Raw genomic sequence first — 17,016 nt, forward strand, 5'->3', positions numbered from 1 at the left:
CGCGGGGTGGCGTCCTTCTCTTTCGGGTCCGGCAATGCGGCCAAGCTGCTGAGGATCCCGCTCTCCCTCGCAGGGCGCCTCGGCACGCTCGTCGTACCGCGCGGCGATCGTTGGGTGTTCGGATGCGGTGCCGGGATCGGTGACGGCGCGCTCGCCCTCCACCGTTACGCGACCGCGCAGGGCCACGAGGCGGTCTGGCTGACCCGATCGCAGCGGGAGGACGACGAGGCGGCGACGCTCGGCATCCGCACGCTCCGACGATCGAGCATCCGTGGCTGGTGGGCGACCGCACGCGCCGGGGTCCTCGTCGTCACGCACGGTCTCGGCGACATCAACCGGTACGCCGACGGGGGCGGGTTCATCGTCCAGCTCTGGCACGGCATCCCCCTCAAGCGCATCGGACTCGACTCGCCGGCGACGACCCAGGTTCCGAACGTCCCGGGGTCCGCGATCCTGCGGCGGGCCATCGCGATCCTGTACCGGGCCGCCGCGCAGAGGATCCGCGTGCTCCCGGCCGCCTCCGATCGCTCGCGCGGGCGCCTGGAGTCGGCGTTCGGGCTGCCGAGCGACCGCGTCGTCGTCACCGGGGAGCCGCGTGTGGATGTGCTCTCGGAGGGATCGCCGGAGGAGCGTCGCGCACGAGCATCCGCCCGACTGCGCACGGCGCTCGAAGGCCTGGCCGAAGCGTCTCGCGTGGTGCTGTACGCGCCCACCTGGCGCGACGGTGCGGCCGACCCCGCCGTCCCCTCGGCCGACGACTGGGTGCGGATCGTCCGAGTGCTCGAAGAGCGCGATGCGACCCTGATCATCCGATCGCATCCGCTCGGCGAAGGAGGGTACGTCCCGCCTCTGCCGAGCCGTCGGGTGCGGATGCTCGGCTCCTCCGTGCTCGCGGACGTGACCCCGGTGCTGCCTGCCGTCGACGTGCTGATCACCGACTATTCGTCTCTCGCCTACGACGTCGGACTCCTGGCGATGCCCGTCCTCTTCCTCGCGCCCGACGCGGAGGAGTACGCGCACTCACGCGGCTTCTACGGTCGCTTCCGCGACGTCGCGGGTGCGGATTCCGCGTCCTCCTGGCCGGATGTGCTGGAGCAGCTCGAGGGGCTGCTGTCCGACGAGGCGGCGTTCACCGAGCGGGCCGCCCGTTCCGCTACGCTCAGCGCGGAGATGCACGCCTTCCGCGACGGCCGAAACACCGAGCGGGTCTATGGTGCGATCCGCGCGCGGGGAATCCGCGCACCGAAGGGAGCAGTATGACAACGGCCCGGATCGATGAGTCGGCGCAGACGCTGGTCATCGCAGGAACCGGACCGCGCCCGGCGCACGCCGAGCTGGTCGGCCCGCGTGCGCGGGTCGACGCCCGGCTGTCGGGTGGGGGGAAGAGCTGGAAGGCGGTGTTCGCGCTGCAGGCCGCCCGGTGGGGTGGCCCCGCACTCCCGCTTCCCGCCGGCGAGTATCGCTTGACGGTTGCCGACACCGCGTTCGACGACATCGACGTCGCTCCGGTGCTGCTGCCCGGGCTCCGCGTCGAGGTCACCGGCGACACCGTGCGCATCGCGGCGCCGATCGATCCCATCTACGAGACCGCCGAGGGGCAGGCGACGCTCGAGGAGCGCTACGTCGCCCAGGCGGGCGGCACGGAGAATGCGGTGTTCTTCGAGAGCTTCTACGGCCGGAGCGTCGGGTGCAATCCGCAGGCGATCGACCGCGAGATCGCGAAGCGCGCCCCCGACGTCCGTCGCTACTGGAGCGTGGTGGACTTCTCGGTCCCCGTGCCGGAGGGGGCGATCGCCGTGGTCGAGGGAAGCCCCGAGTGGTGGCACGCTCGGGGAGCGGCGCGCCTGCTCGTCGTGAACGACTGGCTGCGCCGGAGATTCGCCCGCAAGCCCGGCCAGAAGGTGCTGCAGACCTGGCACGGGACTCCGCTCAAGCGGCTCGCGCTGCATCGTCCGGGATTCGACCCGCGACGGATGGCGGCCGTCGTCAAGGAATCACGGCGCTGGGACGTGCTGCTCGCGCAGAACACCTACGCCGAGCGCATCCTCAAGAAGGCGTATGCGTTCTTCGGGCGTCCGATCTGGGTCGAGGGATACCCTCGCAACGACGCGCTCACGACCACCGATCCGGCCGTGATCCGCGCAGCGCTCGGCATCGGAGCCGAGGAGCGCGTGCTGCTGTACGCGCCGACGTGGCGCGACGACCGCACCGAGATGGTCGACTTCGTCGACGCCGAGCGGTTGGCCGAGCAGACCGATGCGGTCGTGCTCGTGCGCGGGCACTCCCGCACGCTGGATTCCGGACGCGACCACGCCGGCGCGCGCGTGATCGATGTGACCGGCTATCCCGAGACGGCCCAGCTGCTGCTGGCGGCTGACGCCCTCATCACCGACTACTCCTCGGTGATGTTCGATTTCAGTGTCACCGGCAAGCCGATGTACTTCCTCGTGCCCGACATCGAGCACTACCGCGGAACCCTGCGCGGGTTCTACTTCGATCTCGGCGCCCGGGCTCCCGGGCCGCTCGTGGGGAGTCAGGACGAGCTCGTGCGCGCGCTCGCCGCGCCCGACCACGAGCAGGTGTACGCCGAGCGCTACGACGCATGGCGGCGTCAGTTCAACGCTCGCGATGACGGGCGAGCGGCCGAGCGCGTCGTCGACCGCATCCTCGACCAGGGCTTCCTGACGGCCTGACCCGCGGCCGCAGGTCCTCGGCCCGCCATGGCCGGGGCAGGTCAGGGCAGCGGAGTGTTGCGGGTGCCCAGGCGGGAGGCATCGACGGTGTCGCCGGCTCCACGCAGAACGCCGCCCAGGAAACCCCAGCCCCAGGCCAGGTGCATGGTCGGCAGCACGAGCAACGTCCACAACCGCTGTCGGATGCCGCCACCGCCCGGTGCGGCGGCGACGGCGACGACGAGCAGCGCGTAGGCCGCGAGCGGGGCGTAGACGATCGAGGCGATGAGTGAGGCGAGGCCGCTGAGCACCCCGGTGAGCTGCAGGATGCCGACGATCACCGCGACGATCGTGAGCAGCACCAGAACCGGCGGGGCGAAGAAGCGGATGCCGTTGCGCCGCCCGAATCGCCGCACGAGCTCTCCGCGCCAGGCGCCGGTCGCGCGGAACTGGCGCGCCAGGCGCACCCAGCTCTCGCGGGGCCAGTACGTGACGGCGAGGGTGGGGTCGAACCACACTCGATGACCGGCCTGGCGGATGCGGAGGTTGAGCTCCCAGTCCTCGCCGCGTCGGATCGTCTCGTCGAAGAGACCGACCTCGTCGAGGACCTCGCGGCGCATCACGCCGAGGTACGCGGATTCTGCTTCCCCCTCGTGCGCGCCGCCGTGGTAGGCGCCGCCTCCGAGGCCGACGGGGGAGTTGTAGAGGCGTGCGACGGCCTTCTGGAACGGTGCGCGGCCCTCGGCGTGCATCACGCCGCCGACGTTGGACGCGCCCGTGCGCTCGAGGGTCTGCATGGCACGAGCGGCGTAGCCGGGGGAGAGCTCCGAGTGCGCGTCGACGCGGATCACGGTCGAGTACCGGCCCGCGCGGATCGCCGCGTTCAGGCCCACCGGGATGTGCGCGGCGGGGTTGTCGACGAGGCGGATGCGCTCGTCGTCGGCGGCCAGTCGGTTCGCGATCTCGGTCGTTCCGTCGGTCGAGGGCCCGAGGGCGAGGATCAGCTCGACGGGAACGTCGAGATCCTGGGCGAGGACGGACTGCACAGCGTGCTCCAGATACCCGCGTTCGTTCAGCACGGGCATGACGAAGGAGACCCCGACGGGCGGCGCGTGCGAATCGTCATGCTGCATCCGTCGATCATGTCATGGGGCGTCGGACGTTCGCTGATCGAGATCTCGGCCCCGCTCCCGGCTCGGTATCCTGGAGGGATGGGTGCGATCTCCGACGCGAAGAAGGCGTACCGTCTGCTGAAGCGGGCGGTCGCGTCGAGGACGGCCGTGCAGCGCGTGCGCCGCAGCCTCGCGGTCAGTGAGCAGTTCCCCGAAGGGCACTTCAAGATCGCCGTCTACTTCGCCGACGGTGCGGTGAACATGTACCAGATGCGGCAGTGGTACCGGCCGCTCGCCGAGCTGTCGAAGCGCTGGCCGGTCGTCGTGCTCGCGCGGCAGGCGACGGGCGCCGAGAAGCTGCTCGCCGAGGACGCCCCTCCGGTCGCGTTCGTGCCGACCGTGCGCAATCTCGAGAAGTTCGTCGCGCAGCACGACATCCGCATCGTGCTGTACGTCAACCAGAACACCCGCAACTTCCAGATGTTCCGGTACGGACGCCGGTGGCACGTGTTCATCAACCACGGCGAGTCCGACAAGATGTACATGACCACCAACCAGTACAAGGCGTACGACTACGCGATGGTGGCGGGTCAGGCGGCGCGTGACCGTCTCTCGCGCACTCTCTGGGCCTACGACGTCGATCGGCGCACCATCGAGATCGGCCGTCCGCAGGCCGATCACTATTCGGGTGAGCTCCCCTTCACGCCGGACGGCCGCACCGTGGTGCTCTATGCGCCGACCTGGGAGGGCGACCGACCGAGCGCGCACTACGGGTCGATCGCCACGCACGGAGAGCGGCTGGTGTCGGCACTCCTGGCGACCGGATCGCACCGCGTCATCTACCGGCCGCACCCGCGCAGCGGTGTCGTCGACCACGAGTACGGGGCGGCGCACCGTCGGATCATCGCCGCGATCGCCGCGGCGAACGCCACCGACCCGCGCGCTCAGCACGTGTACGACGACGGCCCCGAGCTCGGGTGGCAGCTGTCGGCCGCCGATGTCGCGGTCGTCGACATCTCTGCGATGGTCTACGACCGCCTGGCCTCGGGCAAGCCCCTGATGATCACGCGTCCGGTCGACGAGCGCGCCTCGATCGACACCACGGGCTACCTCTCGGACTGCGAGTGGCTGACCGCGGATGCCGCCGCCGACATCGTGTCGGAGGTCGAGCGGGTCCGCGCCGACGATGCGGCGATCGCGCGTCTGCGCATGTGGGTGCAGCACTACTTCGGTGACACGACTCCGGGCGCCGCGACGGCCAAGTTCCACGCGGGCATCGAACAGCTCATGGCCAAGTGGGACGACTGGGAGGCGCACGAGATGGGTGCCGTGCGGCCGGATCTCGACGACGATGACGAAGAGGGCGACGAGGAGGAGATCTGACCATGGATCTCCCGCTCGCGCGAGACGTCGCCCCCCGGATCGAGTACGTGCCGGCGTCGGCATCCACGAACGCCGATCTGCGGTTGCTCGCCGAGGATCCGCTCGGCTGGCCGCACCTGTCGACCCTGATCACACGGAACCAGACCGCCGGTCGCGGACGGCTGGATCGCGTCTGGACGGCTCCCGACGGGGCGGCGCTGGCGATCTCGGTCGTCGTGCGCGTCTCGGTGGAACCGGCGCTCCGCGGTTGGATCCCTCTGATCGCGGGGATCGCGATGGCGGATGCCGTCGCCGCACAGCTGCCCGCGCGTGCGGTGGGCGTGAAATGGCCGAACGACGTGCTCGTCGACGAGCGGAAGATCTGCGGCATCCTCGCCGAGGCGACGTCGGATGCGATCATCGTCGGCGCCGGCGTCAACACGGCCATGACGGCGGAACAGCTGCCCGTGCCCACCGCGACATCGTTCGCCGTGGAGGGGGCCGCCGCCGATGAGGATCGGCTGCTCGCCGACTACCTCCGGGGATTCGACGCGCACCTCGCGGCTCTCGCCGAGGCCGACGACGCGGTCTCCAGCGGCCTGCACGATGTGGCGACGGAGCGCATCACGACCCTCGGTCGCACCGTGCGGGTGTCGTTGCCGGGGGAGCGGACGCTCGACGGCATCGCGCGCGAGCTCGACGACGAGGGGCGTCTCGTGGTGCGTCACGGCGGGGTGGATCATCCGATCTCCGCCGGTGACGTCGTGCACGTGCGCCCTCTCGCGGACTGACACGCCGCCCGCCCGCGCGTCGATGTCGGAGATCACGGGCACAATGGTGGGGTGACGCAGCCTGTGACGCTCAGCGGTCGGCCGATGATGCCGCCGCCCGGTGCGCCGTCTGAGGAGCGTCTGATCGCACGCTTCCGCGGTCACGCCCGTCGCCTCTTCTGGTCCGCGCTCGTGCTGGTGGCCACCTTCGGGGCGACCGCCTACTTCTACGACAACCTTCCGGCGCCGTTCGAGAACTGGATGCTGCTGTCCGCCGCCGGCGGCGTGGTGCTGCTGCTCGTCGTGATTCCGTTCACGGTGTGGCTCGCACGTTCGACGACGGTGACGACCCGGCGGGTGATCGTCCACGGCGGTGTGGGCGCGCGCAACCGCCGCGAGATGTCGCACGCCCGCGGGTACACGATCGGAGTGCGCCGCGGACCGCTGCAGCGGATGTGGGGCACGGGGACGATCACGCTCTCCAACGGTGTCGACGCTCCGCTGCGATTGGTCAACGTGCCGAACGTCACTCTCGTGCACGAGACCCTGGCCGATCAGATCGAGGTCAGTCAGATCCTCGCCCACCGCGACGCCCAGACCGGCACCGAGGGCTTCGCATCCGCGTGACGCGCGCCCGCACTACCGTGCGCCCGAGGTCTCGAGATGTCATCCGCATCGATGACGATGCGCGAGAATGGTCGAGACGAAAGGGAGACGGCACATGGCTTTGCGTGTGGGCGTGATCGGCGGCGGACAGCTGGCTCGGATGATGATCGCTCCGGCGGTCGAACTGGGGCTCGATCTCCGAGTGCTCGCCGAGGGCGAGGGGATGTCGGCCCAGCTCGCCGCGACCGCCGTCGGCGATTATCACGATCTCGAGACCGTGCGCGCCTTCGTCGCCGACGTCGACGTCGTCACCTTCGACCACGAGCACGTGCCGCAGGACATCCTGCGCGCCCTCGTCGCCGATGGCGTGGCCGTGCACCCGGGCCCCGACGCCCTCCAGTTCGCCCAGGACAAGCTGGTCATGCGCGCGCGCCTGGCGGACCTCGGAGTGCCCCAGCCCGACTGGGCTGCGGTCGCCTCCGAGCAGGAGCTGCAGTCCTTCCTCGACGCCCACGACGGCCAGGGCGTCGTCAAGACGCCGCGCGGCGGGTACGACGGCAAGGGTGTGCGCGTCGTCCGTGCCGCGAGCGATGCCCGCGACTGGTTCGCCGCCGTGCCCGCGGGCGAAGCTCTGCTGGTCGAGGAGCTGGTGCCCTTCGTGCGCGAACTCGCGCAGCAGGTGGCGCGCCGCCCGAGCGGTGAGATCGCGGCCTATCCGGTCGTCGAGACCGTGCAGCGCGATGGCGTCTGCGCCGAGGTGATCGCGCCGGCACCGGCGGCCGCCGAGCGCCTCGTCGAGGTGGCCGAGAGCATCGGCGTCCGCATCGCCGAGGGCCTCGGTGTGACGGGGATGCTCGCCGTCGAGCTGTTCGAGACCGACGACGAGCGCATCCTCGTGAACGAGCTGGCCATGCGCCCCCACAACAGCGGTCATTGGAGCCAGGACGGCGCCGTCACCGGGCAGTTCGAGCAGCATCTGCGCGCCGTGGCCGACCTCCCCCTCGGCAGCACCGCCCCGCGCGCACCGTGGTCGGTCATGGTCAACATCCTCGGCGGTCCCGCCGAGGGAGGGCTCGGGGAGCGCTTCGCGAGCGCGATGGTCGCCCACCCCGAGGCGAAGATCCACACCTATGGCAAGGATCCGCGGCCCGGGCGCAAGGTCGGCCACGTGAACGTGTCGTCGAGCGATCTCGACGACGCGGTCTACGTCGCGCGCGCCGCGGCCGCGCATTTCGCCTGATTCGCCGGACGAGGGTGCCGCTCGGCCGCGTGCCGTGGGGGCAATCTCCAGCACCAGACCGTAGCCTGTTCTGGTGACCGAGCCACTGCACTCCTCCGCCGCGCCCCTGGTCGGCGTCGTCATGGGATCCGACTCCGATTGGCGCGTCATGAGCGACGCGTCCCAGGCGCTCACCGACTTCGGCATCGCGCACGAGGTCGAGGTGGTGTCGGCGCACCGCACGCCGGACAAGCTGATGAGCTACGCCCGCGAGGCTCGTGCCCGTGGCATCCGTGTCATCATCGCCGGCGCCGGCGGCGCGGCCCATCTGCCGGGCATGCTCGCCTCGATGACGCCGTTGCCCGTGGTCGGTGTGCCCGTGCCGCTCGCCTACCTCGACGGAATGGATTCGCTGCTGTCGATCGTGCAGATGCCCGCGGGCATCCCCGTCGCCACGGTATCGATCGGGGGAGCGCGCAACGCCGGTCTGCTCGCCGCTCGGATCCTCGGGACCGCTGATGAGGCTCTCGCCGACCGCGTCGAGGACTACGCCCGCGAGCTCGAGGCCCAGGTCGAGGCCAAGAACGAACGGCTGAAGGACTCCCTGTGACCCTCGCGCCACCGCGGGCGGGTGGGCGGCCGCTGATCGAGACCCGGCCCATGCGGCACCCGGACTCCACCGACGAGGGGGCGATGGCGAAGCGCGGCTGGTGGCTGGTCGCGCTGAACGTGCTGATCCCCGGTTCCGCTCAGATCGTCGCGGGCAACCGTCGACTGGGACGCATCGGTCTGCGGGCGACCCTGCTCGCCTGGCTCCTCGTGATCGTCGCGGCGGGTTTGGCGCTCTTCGCGCGCCCCGTGCTGCTGTGGCTGACCGTAGGCGCGGGATGGTTCTCCGCTCTCATTCTCACGCTCGTGCAGATCCTCCTCGTCGTGTACGTGGTGCTCTGGGCCGTGCTCACCTTCGACGTGCTCCGCATGGTGCGATTGGTGAAGGTGCCGACGGCATCCCGGTTCGCGATCCCGGTCGTCGCACTGATCCTGCTGGGGCTCGTCGGCGGGGGAGCGGCCTATGCGGCAACGGTCGTGGGATCGACCCGCAACACGATCAGCTCGATCTTCGGGCAGAGCGGACCGAGCCTCCCGCCCGACGACGGCTACTACAACATCCTGCTGCTCGGCGCCGACAGCGGTGACGGCCGCGACTCCATGCGCTTCGACAGCATCTCGGTGGTCTCGGTCAATGCCGACACCGGAGCGGTGACGATCACCGGAATCCCGCGCGAGCTGCCGAATGCACCGTTCAGCGAGGGCAGCCCGATGCAGGAGCTCTACCCGAACGGATTCGAGGGTCACGGTTCGTCCAGCTGCGGGTGGAACGGATGGATGAACCACGTCCGCAACGCCGCCGAGGTGTGCCGCGATGACAACGGCACGGGTCTGTACCCGAATGCGCAGGCTCAGGGATCCGAGCCCGGCATCGAAGCGACGAAGGATGCCGCGGAGGGTGTGCTGGGGATCAAGATCCCCTATTACGTCTTCGTCGACATGCACGGCTTCGCCGATCTGGTCGACGCACTCGGCGGTGTCGACATCACCGTGACGGAGCGTCTGCCGAAGGGCGGACCGCCCGAGGGCTGGCACGGGACGGACGTGAACGAGTGGGCGATCGGGTGGATCGAGCCCGGCGCGCAGCACATGGACGGCGACACGGCGCAGTGGTACGCGCGGTCCCGGTACACGACCAGCGACTGGGATCGTATGAAGCGACAGCGTGAGCTGCAGGCGGCGATCCTCGCGCAGTTCACCCCACAGACCGTCTTGACCCGGTTCAATGAGGTGGCGGCGGCCGGTACGGCGCTGATCAGCACGGACCTTCCGCAGGACAAGCTGCCGGAGTTCTTCGACCTGATGATGAAGGCCAAGGAGCTTCCGGTGAACACGATCGAGCTCACCCCGGAGCAGGGTGTCGACGAGTTCCAGCCGGACTACGCCTACATCCACGAGATGATCCAGCAGGCGCTTCACCCGCCGACGCCGACGCCGACTCCCGCTCCCTGACGCGGAGGGTGACGGCGGAAGTTCGGCCCCGGGCATGAATGTGCCCACGGCCTCCTCGGGAGAGTGTGGAGGAGGCCGTGGGCTTCCGGTGTATCACCGGATTCGCCAGACGACGGTGATCGGAGGGGGAGGGATCACCGTCGTCCAGTCGACCGCCGCACGAGGCGGCGATCAGATCTAGGCGCGCTTGCGGCGGGCGGCTCCGATGACCACGAGGCCACCGCCGACCGCGAGTGCCGCAGCGCCGCCGCCGATCACCCAGGGCGAGATGCTTCCACCGGTGAGCGCGAGTTCGATGGAACCGTCACCCGAGAGCGGCAGTTCGGTGCCTGCAGCCGCGATGCTCGGGTCGTGGGCACAGCTCGACGTGCCGCTGACCGTGATGACGGCGGTGTACTGGCCGATGCCGGCGACCGATGCCGCTCGAGCCGCGGCATTGGCACCCGCGCCCGTGAACGTGATCGCATACGCGCCGGAGCCGCCGGACGGCGGGCGGAACGAGACCGTGAGGCTACCGTCGGCAGCGGCGGTGTTGCCCGAGATCTCGGACTCTTCGGCGCGGAGGCCGGAGACGGAGACGCCGACGACCTCGGAGGGCTGGAACGATCCGGCCCCGAAGACGATGGTCGAGACGTCGCAGATGTCGATGATCGGGTCGTTGACCGTCACACTCGGCTTGTCGGCATAGGAGTCGGACGGCGCCGCGGAGGCGGCGGTCGGCGCGGCGAGAATGATGACGCCAGCGGCAAGGCTGATAGCAGCCAGTTTCTTCAGCATGATGTTTCCCCAGAATTTCACGCGGAATCACACCCGGATACACCCCTGCATCCGACTGTGTGGACCCTCCCTGCCCCCACGGCAGGTTCTTAGAGCCCAGATATTCCCCAGTGAGATGACGGTACCCCATCCCGGGGAGAAAGTCACGAGGTGCAGCGCAGTTCTTCGCGTGTCGCCGTCGGCGCATCGATCGTGGGCGTCTGCACGACCGAGTCGATGCGCTCTCCTGCACCGTCTCCCTGGAATTGCACGGTGACGGTGGTGGACTCGCCCGGCGCCAGGAGGACGTCGTGCTGCACGACCGAGCGCGTCCCGAGGAGCGCGGTCTGCACGGGCTCCTCCTCGCCGTCGCGATCGGCGCGCGACAGCGTCGCCCCCTCCGGGCCGTAGATCGCGAGCAGGGTGCGGGTGCTGCCCGGGTCGACGCCGAAGTTCCCACCGCCCGTGACGTACGGGGGAAGAGCGGTCGCGGCATCCGCCGGCGCCTCGTTCGTCCACGTCACGCTCACCTGCGTCGTCGGCGTGCCCGCGCAGCTGCCGATCGCCGTGGAGACCGTGGCGTGCGCGTAGAAGTCCATCTTTCCGCCGGTGGTGTCGTTGATCAGGACGCCGACGTGCGTCCCGGCATCCGTGTCGACCGGGAGCGTGCCTCCGACCGTCGAGGCGGCGAGGACGCTCTGCTCGTCTTCGTGCGCGCTCCAGATGCGGACCCGTCCCTCGTCCGCCGATGTCGCGAGCGCTCCCAGAAGCGCTCGGGGATCGCCGCCCGCGAGTGCCGCGCCGAAGAGACCGGTCGCGGCCTGGGCGAACACCTGGTCCTGGACGACCGGGTCGGGGATCGCGGCGTAGATCTCCGAGAGCAGAATGCTCACCACGTTCTCCGAGGTCGCGGTGAACGGACCGAAGCTCAGCTCGCCGATCGCGTCGACCAGGTGCTTCGCGACGACCGTGTCGACCGCGATCACCCCGTCGACCGGGCCACCGAACACGCCCTCCCAGCGGGCGGCGATGGCGGGGCCGGCCTCGGCGAAGTCCGGGATGCTCGTCAGATTCTGCAGATAGCGGCCGGGGCCGTCCTCGAAGAGGGCGATCGTACTGTCGCTCAGGGGGAGCGGATCCGTCAGCGGCGGGAAGTCCAGAGTGGACGCCTGCCGCTCCAGGGAGATCCTGCCGTTCTCGGCCCGCAACAGGGCGATCGACCCGATGATGCCGCCGGACGAGCGGAGTTCGGCGTTGTTCTGCATCGCGAGGACGTAGGTGCGGGGGCCTTCGCCGCCGAGCATCGTGGGGAGCAGGATCGCGGCGCCGTTCAATGTGCCGACCACGGTCGCGGCCTCGGTGACGTTGGTACGCACTTCTCGCACGGCATCCGCCAGTGGAGGGAGCGTGGCATCGGCATCGATGCCCTCCGCTCGTGCGAGCGCCTCATCGAGCACGCTCGAAGCCTCCGCGAGCGGCTCCCGGATCGTGGCGAACGGGGCCAGGTCGATCGCGCCCCCGGAGAGGCCGAGGCTCGCCAGATCGACCTCGGCGGCGACGTCGAGCAGCGGTGTGAGCGCGTCCGTCCCTACGCTGTCGGCGATGGCGGCGATGTCGCTCACCGCGCGGAAGTTGGGGCCGACGAACGGCACGGCCGCGAAACCCTGCCACACGAAGTCGGAGGTGAGGTCGTTCGCGGATGCCGCGTGCCGGGCGATGCTGCCGGACACGTCCGCGGCCCTGTCGAGGTCACCCTCCGCGATCGCCGCTTTCAGATCCGAGGACTGCTCGGCGACGTGCGTCAGGTTGTCGACCGCCCCGATCCCTCGAATCGTCACCCAGCCGAGGGCGAGGACGAGGAGCGTCAGGACGATGCCGACGGTCCACCCCACCCATCGGCGCCGTCGTGGAAGTCGCCCGTCGCTCACGTGAGCATTCAAGCATGAACGCGGGGTGCGGGCGAGGATGCTGAGCGAACGCTGTCAGTCCGTGCGACGCGTCGGCGTCCTCCGGGCCGGAAGCGGTCGACGGAGATACTCTGAGCGCATGGGTGCTCGACTGCGTGTGGTTCTGGATCAGCTCGTGCAGGTGGTCGACCCGGATCACGCTGCCGCCGCGATCGAACTCACACGCGGACTCGTCGCGACAGCCCCCTCGGGGTGCGACGTCGAAGCGATCGTCGCCGCGGGCAGCGAGGTGACGCTCCCCGGCATCACCGAGGTGCGGACCCTCGGACTGGCCCGCCGGGAACTGGCGGCGTCGTGGCAGCTCGGGATCGCCGCCGGCGCCGGTGGAGGACTGATCCATTCGCCGACGCTGATGGCACCGCTGGTGCGGCACGACCGCACCCACGACAACGATCAGACGACCGTGACGGTCTGGGGTCTCGAGGCGTGGGACGCGCCGGACAGCCTGTCCCGCGCCGCGGTCGCGTGGCAGAAGGCGATGCTGCGCCGAGCCGCGAAACATGCGGATGCGGTCGTCGTGCCGACGCACACGATCGCGCAACGGATCCAGGAGATCGCCCGTGTCGGAGATCGTGTGCGCGTGATCGCGGGGGCGGCGCCCGAAGGCTTCGTTCCGCCGTTCGACGCCGCCGAGCGGCGCGGCGGGCTCTCCCTGCCCGAACGTTACGTCGTCGTGCACGGCACCTGGGACTCGGTCTCCGACGGATTCCGCGGCGCGCTGGCGGCCGGGGCGCACGCCGTGGTGCTGGATGCGGCGGAGGGGACGGAGCCCCGCTACTCCGACATCGCGTCCTCCGCGGGACTGGCCGAGTCGCGCGTGCACGTCCGGGGTGCCCTCGACACGTCCGACCGCGCCGCCGTGCTCGCCGGAGCCGCTGCCTACGTCGCGAGCAGTCCGACCGCCGCCTGGCCCTGGCGTGCGGTGGAGGCGATGCGTCTCGGTGTACCGGTGGTGGGCGTCGACTCGGGAACGCACCGGGACGTGCTCGCCGACGGCGGGCTGCTCGTCGACCCGGGTGACCTGGCCGAAGCGGTCGAGACCGCGACCGGGGGCGAAGGAGCGCGACTCTCGGTGCTCGCGGCGGACCGCTCGCGGGCGTTCTCGTGGGCCGGATCGGCCGAGCGCGTGTGGGGTCTGCACGCGGATCTGTGACGGTGGGGCCGCGCCTGGGAGGTGCCTTCGGATCGGAGGGACACGCCGACACGCGGTAGCCGATATTCCGTAACAGTGGCATCATCACGTGACTTCCGTCACACTGGTCACATGTCTCGACGTGCCCCACGCTCGCGAAACAACCGGAAGATCACCCGTCTCCTCACTTGTTTCCTCGCTGTCACCGCTGTTGTCGCCGGAACCGTGCTCCCGGCCGGTGCGGCATCCGCGGCTGCCCCTGTCGCGGCCCCCGCGGCGACGACGGTGTCGAACGCCGTCTCACAGATCGTGGGAGACCCTGCGGCATCCGGCATCGTCAAGTCCACGCTCGTGGGCTTCAATCCGGGAAACATCATCAGCGACGCCGTGTTCACCAATAAGAGCACGATGACCGAGGCGCAGATCCAGGCGTTCTTCAACAGCAAGGTGTCGAGATGCCTGGGCGGCACCGACGAGAACGGCAAGCCGATCGTGTGCCTCAAGGACTTCAAGATCACGTCGGTCACGCGCCCGGCTGATCAGTACTGCAGCGGGTACTCGGGAGCTGCGAACGAGTCGGCGGCGCGGATCATCTATCGCGTCTCGCAGGCGTGCAACATCAACCCGCAGGTTCTGATCGTCATGCTCCAGAAGGAGCAGGGCCTCATCACCCACACGTGGCCGAGCGCATGGCGATACAACATCGCGCTGGGCCAGGGCTGCCCCGACACCGCTCCGTGCGACCCCAACTACATCGGCTTCTTCCACCAGATCTACGGCGCCGCGCGTCAGATGCAGATCTACATGGAGGGGCGCTGGTTCCAGTGGTACGCCCCGGGCAAGACCTGGAACATCCTCTACAACCCCAACGCCAACTGCGGATCCTCTCCGGTGTACGTCGCGAACAAGGCGACGTCGGCGCTCTACTACTACACGCCCTACCAGCCGAACGCGGCTGCGCTCCGTGCCGGATACGGCACCGGCGACGGATGCTCCGCCTACGGCAATCGCAACTTCTACAACTACTTCACCGACTGGTTCGGGTCGACGCAGGGCATCAAGTACCCGGACGGCCCCATCGTCAACGTCGGCAAGGACATCTACGCGATCTCCAACGGCACGGCGTATCACATCACCGCCGATGTCTGGCCGGAGTACAAGGCCGCCTACGGCAATCCCGAGGCCACGGTGAACGCCCATATCGCGTCACTCGGTCAGGGGGGAACCGCCTCACTGTTCCTCCGCGACCGATCGTCGGGCACTGTCGCCTATCTCAATGGGGGAAAGACCCATCGCTTCGCGAGCTGTGATCTGGTCGCGAAATGGAAGGGGAGCTGCGCCTCGCTCACGACCTTCGATTCCGACGACTTCACGCGGCCTGGAAGCGGCCCCGAGATGACGACGCGGGCGAACGTGAGGGGCGATACCCGCATCTTCGCGATCGAAGGCAATGACCTCGTGCCGTATCAGAACGCCGCTGCGATGTCGTCGTGGGGACAGAACGCCTCGCTCTACGCTGCGACCATGCCGGCGACTCATCTTGCGAAGTTCTCGGTACGGCCGACGCGCTTCGTGCCCGGGCAGCTCATCACCGTGGCGGGCTCAGACCGTGTTTTCCTGCCGTCTTCGGACGGCCAGTTGATCTACGTCCCGGTCTTCGGCAATGTGACGAGCCTGGGGCTGTCGACGAATGTGCTCAAGTCGGTTCCGACTCCGTGGATCGCCCAGTACCCCGGTCGCGCCAACCTCGGTCGTTATGTCGAGTGCAATTCGGCGACCTACTTCACCGCAGGGGGGATGCTGTACCGCACACCCTCGTCCGGTGGCTTCGTCTCGGTGACTCCGGACAGTCGCACGTGCGCCCTGCTGAAGGTCGGCGACGATGCCGCAGGCCCGCTCTTCGTCCGCGCGACGAATGACACGGCGGTGTACGTCGCGGACGGGGGAACTTTCCGCCACGTCGCGAACCAGAGCACTCTGGCAGCTTTGAGGGGCACCGGTCCGACGCGCCTCGTGTCCCTGGCCCCCGCCGACCTCGCGACGCTCCCGAAGGGTGCTCCCATCCGGACCGATATCGGACTCGTGACCACCGCCGGTGACGGGCGGGTCTACCTGGCAGATGCCGGGCGACTGATCTATCTGAGCTCCTGGACGACGGCGGATGATCTCGGACTCCCGCGCGCCGCGGTGACGATCTCCGATGCTGTCGCGGCGTCGATACCGCGTGCGGGCACGGTCAGCAACGTGGTCAGCTGCAACAGCGTGGTCTACTCCGCGAAGGCGGGGGTGTTCACCAGAGTCGGCGATCCCACGGGACTCACCCCCATGGTTCTCTCCGCGGATAACTGCGCGACGCTTCCTCTTCGCTGAGGTCTCTCGCGCGCGGCACAGCGTGGAGGAGCGCCGTTGTGCCGGTTCCTCACAGCCGGACCGTCTACGATGGAAGGCGCTATGCACGCCTGCCCGGTCGTGCGACGAGGAGGCGTGGTGGTAGTCAGGTGAGCACGGTCGACGCGAACTTGTATCAGTCCCCCGGACGTGGCCGCGGAGTCATCGACGTCTTCCGGCGTAGCTATCTTCTCCGGCTGCTGGTTCGCAAGGCGACGGCTACGCGTTACCGCAATTCGGTACTCGGATGGACCTGGTCGTACGTCAAGCCGCTGTCGCAGTTCGCCGTCTATTACTTCGTGATGGGGATCATCCTCAACGCGCATCGGGATGTGGACAACTTCGCGATCTACCTGTTCTCGGGGATCGTCATCATCAACCTCTTCAACGAGGGCTTCGGCAACGCGACGAACTCGATCGTCGACAACGGGGCGCTGGTGCGCAAGATCTATCTGCCGCGCGAACTCTTCCCCGTGGCTGCGATCATCGTGTCGTTCGTGCATTTCCTCCCTCAGGTGGCCGTGCTCCTGGTGATCTGCCTCTTCCTGGGGTGGACGCCATCGCTGATCGGGATCGCAGCGGTACTCGGAGGGGTCTTGCTGGTCCTGGTGTTCGCGACGGGCCTGGGACTGTTCTTCAGCGGTATCAATGTGCGTTTCCGAGACGCTCAGAACCTGGTGGAGATCATCCGCATGTTCTCGACGTGGACGTCACCGGTTCTCTACATGTGGACGCTCGTGATCGACAAGATGCCGCCCTGGCTGTTCCACATCTACATGTCGAACCCGCTCACCGTGGCTGTCGAGTTCTTCCATCTGGGATTCTGGGCGCCGACCGCGTCGTCGACGCCCGGACTCCCGCCGCACTTCATGATTTACGCGCTGGCGGCGTGCCTGATCAGCCTGATCATGCTCGTCGTCGGTCAGACCGTCTTCCGGCGCTTCGAGCGCAGCTTCGCCCAGGACCTGTGA

The 17,016-nt window shown here is 69.0% G+C and carries 14 protein-coding genes; 11 read left to right on the top strand and 3 right to left on the bottom strand.

Features of this window, described 5'->3' with window-relative positions; genetic code table 11:
• Nucleotides 1-6: 6 nt before the first annotated feature.
• Both ACZ5Y9_RS07270 and ACZ5Y9_RS07275 read left to right on the top strand, forming a co-directional pair.
• Complete coding sequence (locus tag ACZ5Y9_RS07270) at nt 7-1,260, top strand: CDP-glycerol glycerophosphotransferase family protein (RefSeq protein ID WP_464472657.1); 1,254 nt, start codon at nt 7-9, stop codon at nt 1,258-1,260.
• Nucleotides 1,257-2,693 carry a CDP-glycerol glycerophosphotransferase family protein gene (locus ACZ5Y9_RS07275; protein ID WP_247622919.1) on the top strand — a complete coding sequence of 479 codons (1,437 nt, stop codon included), beginning with the start codon at nt 1,257-1,259 and terminating at the stop codon, nt 2,691-2,693. The genes ACZ5Y9_RS07270 and ACZ5Y9_RS07275 overlap by 4 nt, the downstream gene beginning before the upstream one ends.
• 41 nt (nt 2,694-2,734) lie before the next feature.
• On the opposite strand, the gene ACZ5Y9_RS07280 is transcribed toward ACZ5Y9_RS07275, so the two are convergent.
• The gene (locus ACZ5Y9_RS07280; protein WP_247622918.1) at nt 2,735-3,805 is read right to left on the bottom strand and encodes a glycosyltransferase family 2 protein; all 1,071 of its coding nucleotides are present in this window, start codon (nt 3,803-3,805) and stop codon (nt 2,735-2,737) included.
• A 78-nt stretch (nt 3,806-3,883) separates the two neighbouring features.
• Here ACZ5Y9_RS07280 and ACZ5Y9_RS07285 point away from each other — a divergent pair, with 78 nt between their 5' ends.
• The 6 genes from ACZ5Y9_RS07285 to ACZ5Y9_RS07310 all read left to right on the top strand — a co-directional run bounded on the left by ACZ5Y9_RS07285 (nt 3,884) and on the right by ACZ5Y9_RS07310 (nt 9,802).
• A complete protein-coding gene (locus ACZ5Y9_RS07285; protein ID WP_464472658.1) occupies nt 3,884-5,167 on the top strand; it encodes a CDP-glycerol glycerophosphotransferase family protein in 1,284 nt (427 codons plus the stop codon).
• A gap of 2 nt (nt 5,168-5,169) precedes the next feature.
• Nucleotides 5,170-5,937, top strand: coding sequence for a biotin--[acetyl-CoA-carboxylase] ligase (locus ACZ5Y9_RS07290; RefSeq protein ID WP_247622916.1), 768 nt, complete (start codon nt 5,170-5,172; stop codon nt 5,935-5,937).
• A gap of 51 nt (nt 5,938-5,988) precedes the next feature.
• On the top strand, nt 5,989-6,543 hold the full coding sequence (locus ACZ5Y9_RS07295; RefSeq protein WP_247622915.1) for a PH domain-containing protein: 555 nt from the start codon (nt 5,989-5,991) through the stop codon (nt 6,541-6,543).
• A gap of 94 nt (nt 6,544-6,637) precedes the next feature.
• The gene (locus ACZ5Y9_RS07300) at nt 6,638-7,762 is read left to right on the top strand and encodes a 5-(carboxyamino)imidazole ribonucleotide synthase (protein WP_247622914.1); all 1,125 of its coding nucleotides are present in this window, start codon (nt 6,638-6,640) and stop codon (nt 7,760-7,762) included.
• A 121-nt stretch (nt 7,763-7,883) separates the two neighbouring features.
• A complete protein-coding gene (purE, locus tag ACZ5Y9_RS07305) occupies nt 7,884-8,351 on the top strand; it encodes a 5-(carboxyamino)imidazole ribonucleotide mutase (RefSeq protein ID WP_247957597.1) in 468 nt (155 codons plus the stop codon).
• Entirely contained in the window at nt 8,348-9,802 is a 1,455-nt protein-coding gene (locus tag ACZ5Y9_RS07310; protein WP_247622913.1) for an LCP family protein, read from the top strand. The genes purE and ACZ5Y9_RS07310 overlap by 4 nt, the downstream gene beginning before the upstream one ends.
• A gap of 177 nt (nt 9,803-9,979) precedes the next feature.
• Here the strand turns inward: ACZ5Y9_RS07310 and ACZ5Y9_RS07315 are convergent, their stop codons facing one another.
• Entirely contained in the window at nt 9,980-10,579 is a 600-nt protein-coding gene (locus ACZ5Y9_RS07315) for a hypothetical protein (protein ID WP_247622912.1), read from the bottom strand.
• Between the two features lie 143 nt (nt 10,580-10,722).
• Nucleotides 10,723-12,486 (bottom strand): DUF4012 domain-containing protein, encoded by a 1,764-nt coding sequence (locus tag ACZ5Y9_RS07320; RefSeq protein ID WP_464472659.1) that lies wholly within the window; start codon nt 12,484-12,486, stop codon nt 10,723-10,725.
• Between the two features lie 118 nt (nt 12,487-12,604).
• On the opposite strand from ACZ5Y9_RS07320, the gene ACZ5Y9_RS07325 reads away from it, so the two are divergent.
• From ACZ5Y9_RS07325 to ACZ5Y9_RS07335, 3 genes are all read left to right on the top strand, one after another.
• The gene (locus ACZ5Y9_RS07325) at nt 12,605-13,678 is read left to right on the top strand and encodes a glycosyltransferase (RefSeq protein ID WP_247622910.1); all 1,074 of its coding nucleotides are present in this window, start codon (nt 12,605-12,607) and stop codon (nt 13,676-13,678) included.
• 111 nt (nt 13,679-13,789) lie between these two features.
• Entirely contained in the window at nt 13,790-16,027 is a 2,238-nt protein-coding gene (locus tag ACZ5Y9_RS07330; RefSeq protein ID WP_464472660.1) for a hypothetical protein, read from the top strand.
• A 128-nt stretch (nt 16,028-16,155) separates the two neighbouring features.
• Nucleotides 16,156-17,016, top strand: a complete 861-nt coding sequence (locus ACZ5Y9_RS07335) for an ABC transporter permease (protein ID WP_247622908.1) — start codon at nt 16,156-16,158, stop codon at nt 17,014-17,016.

Source organism: Microbacterium sp. T3-8 (assembly GCF_055398145.1).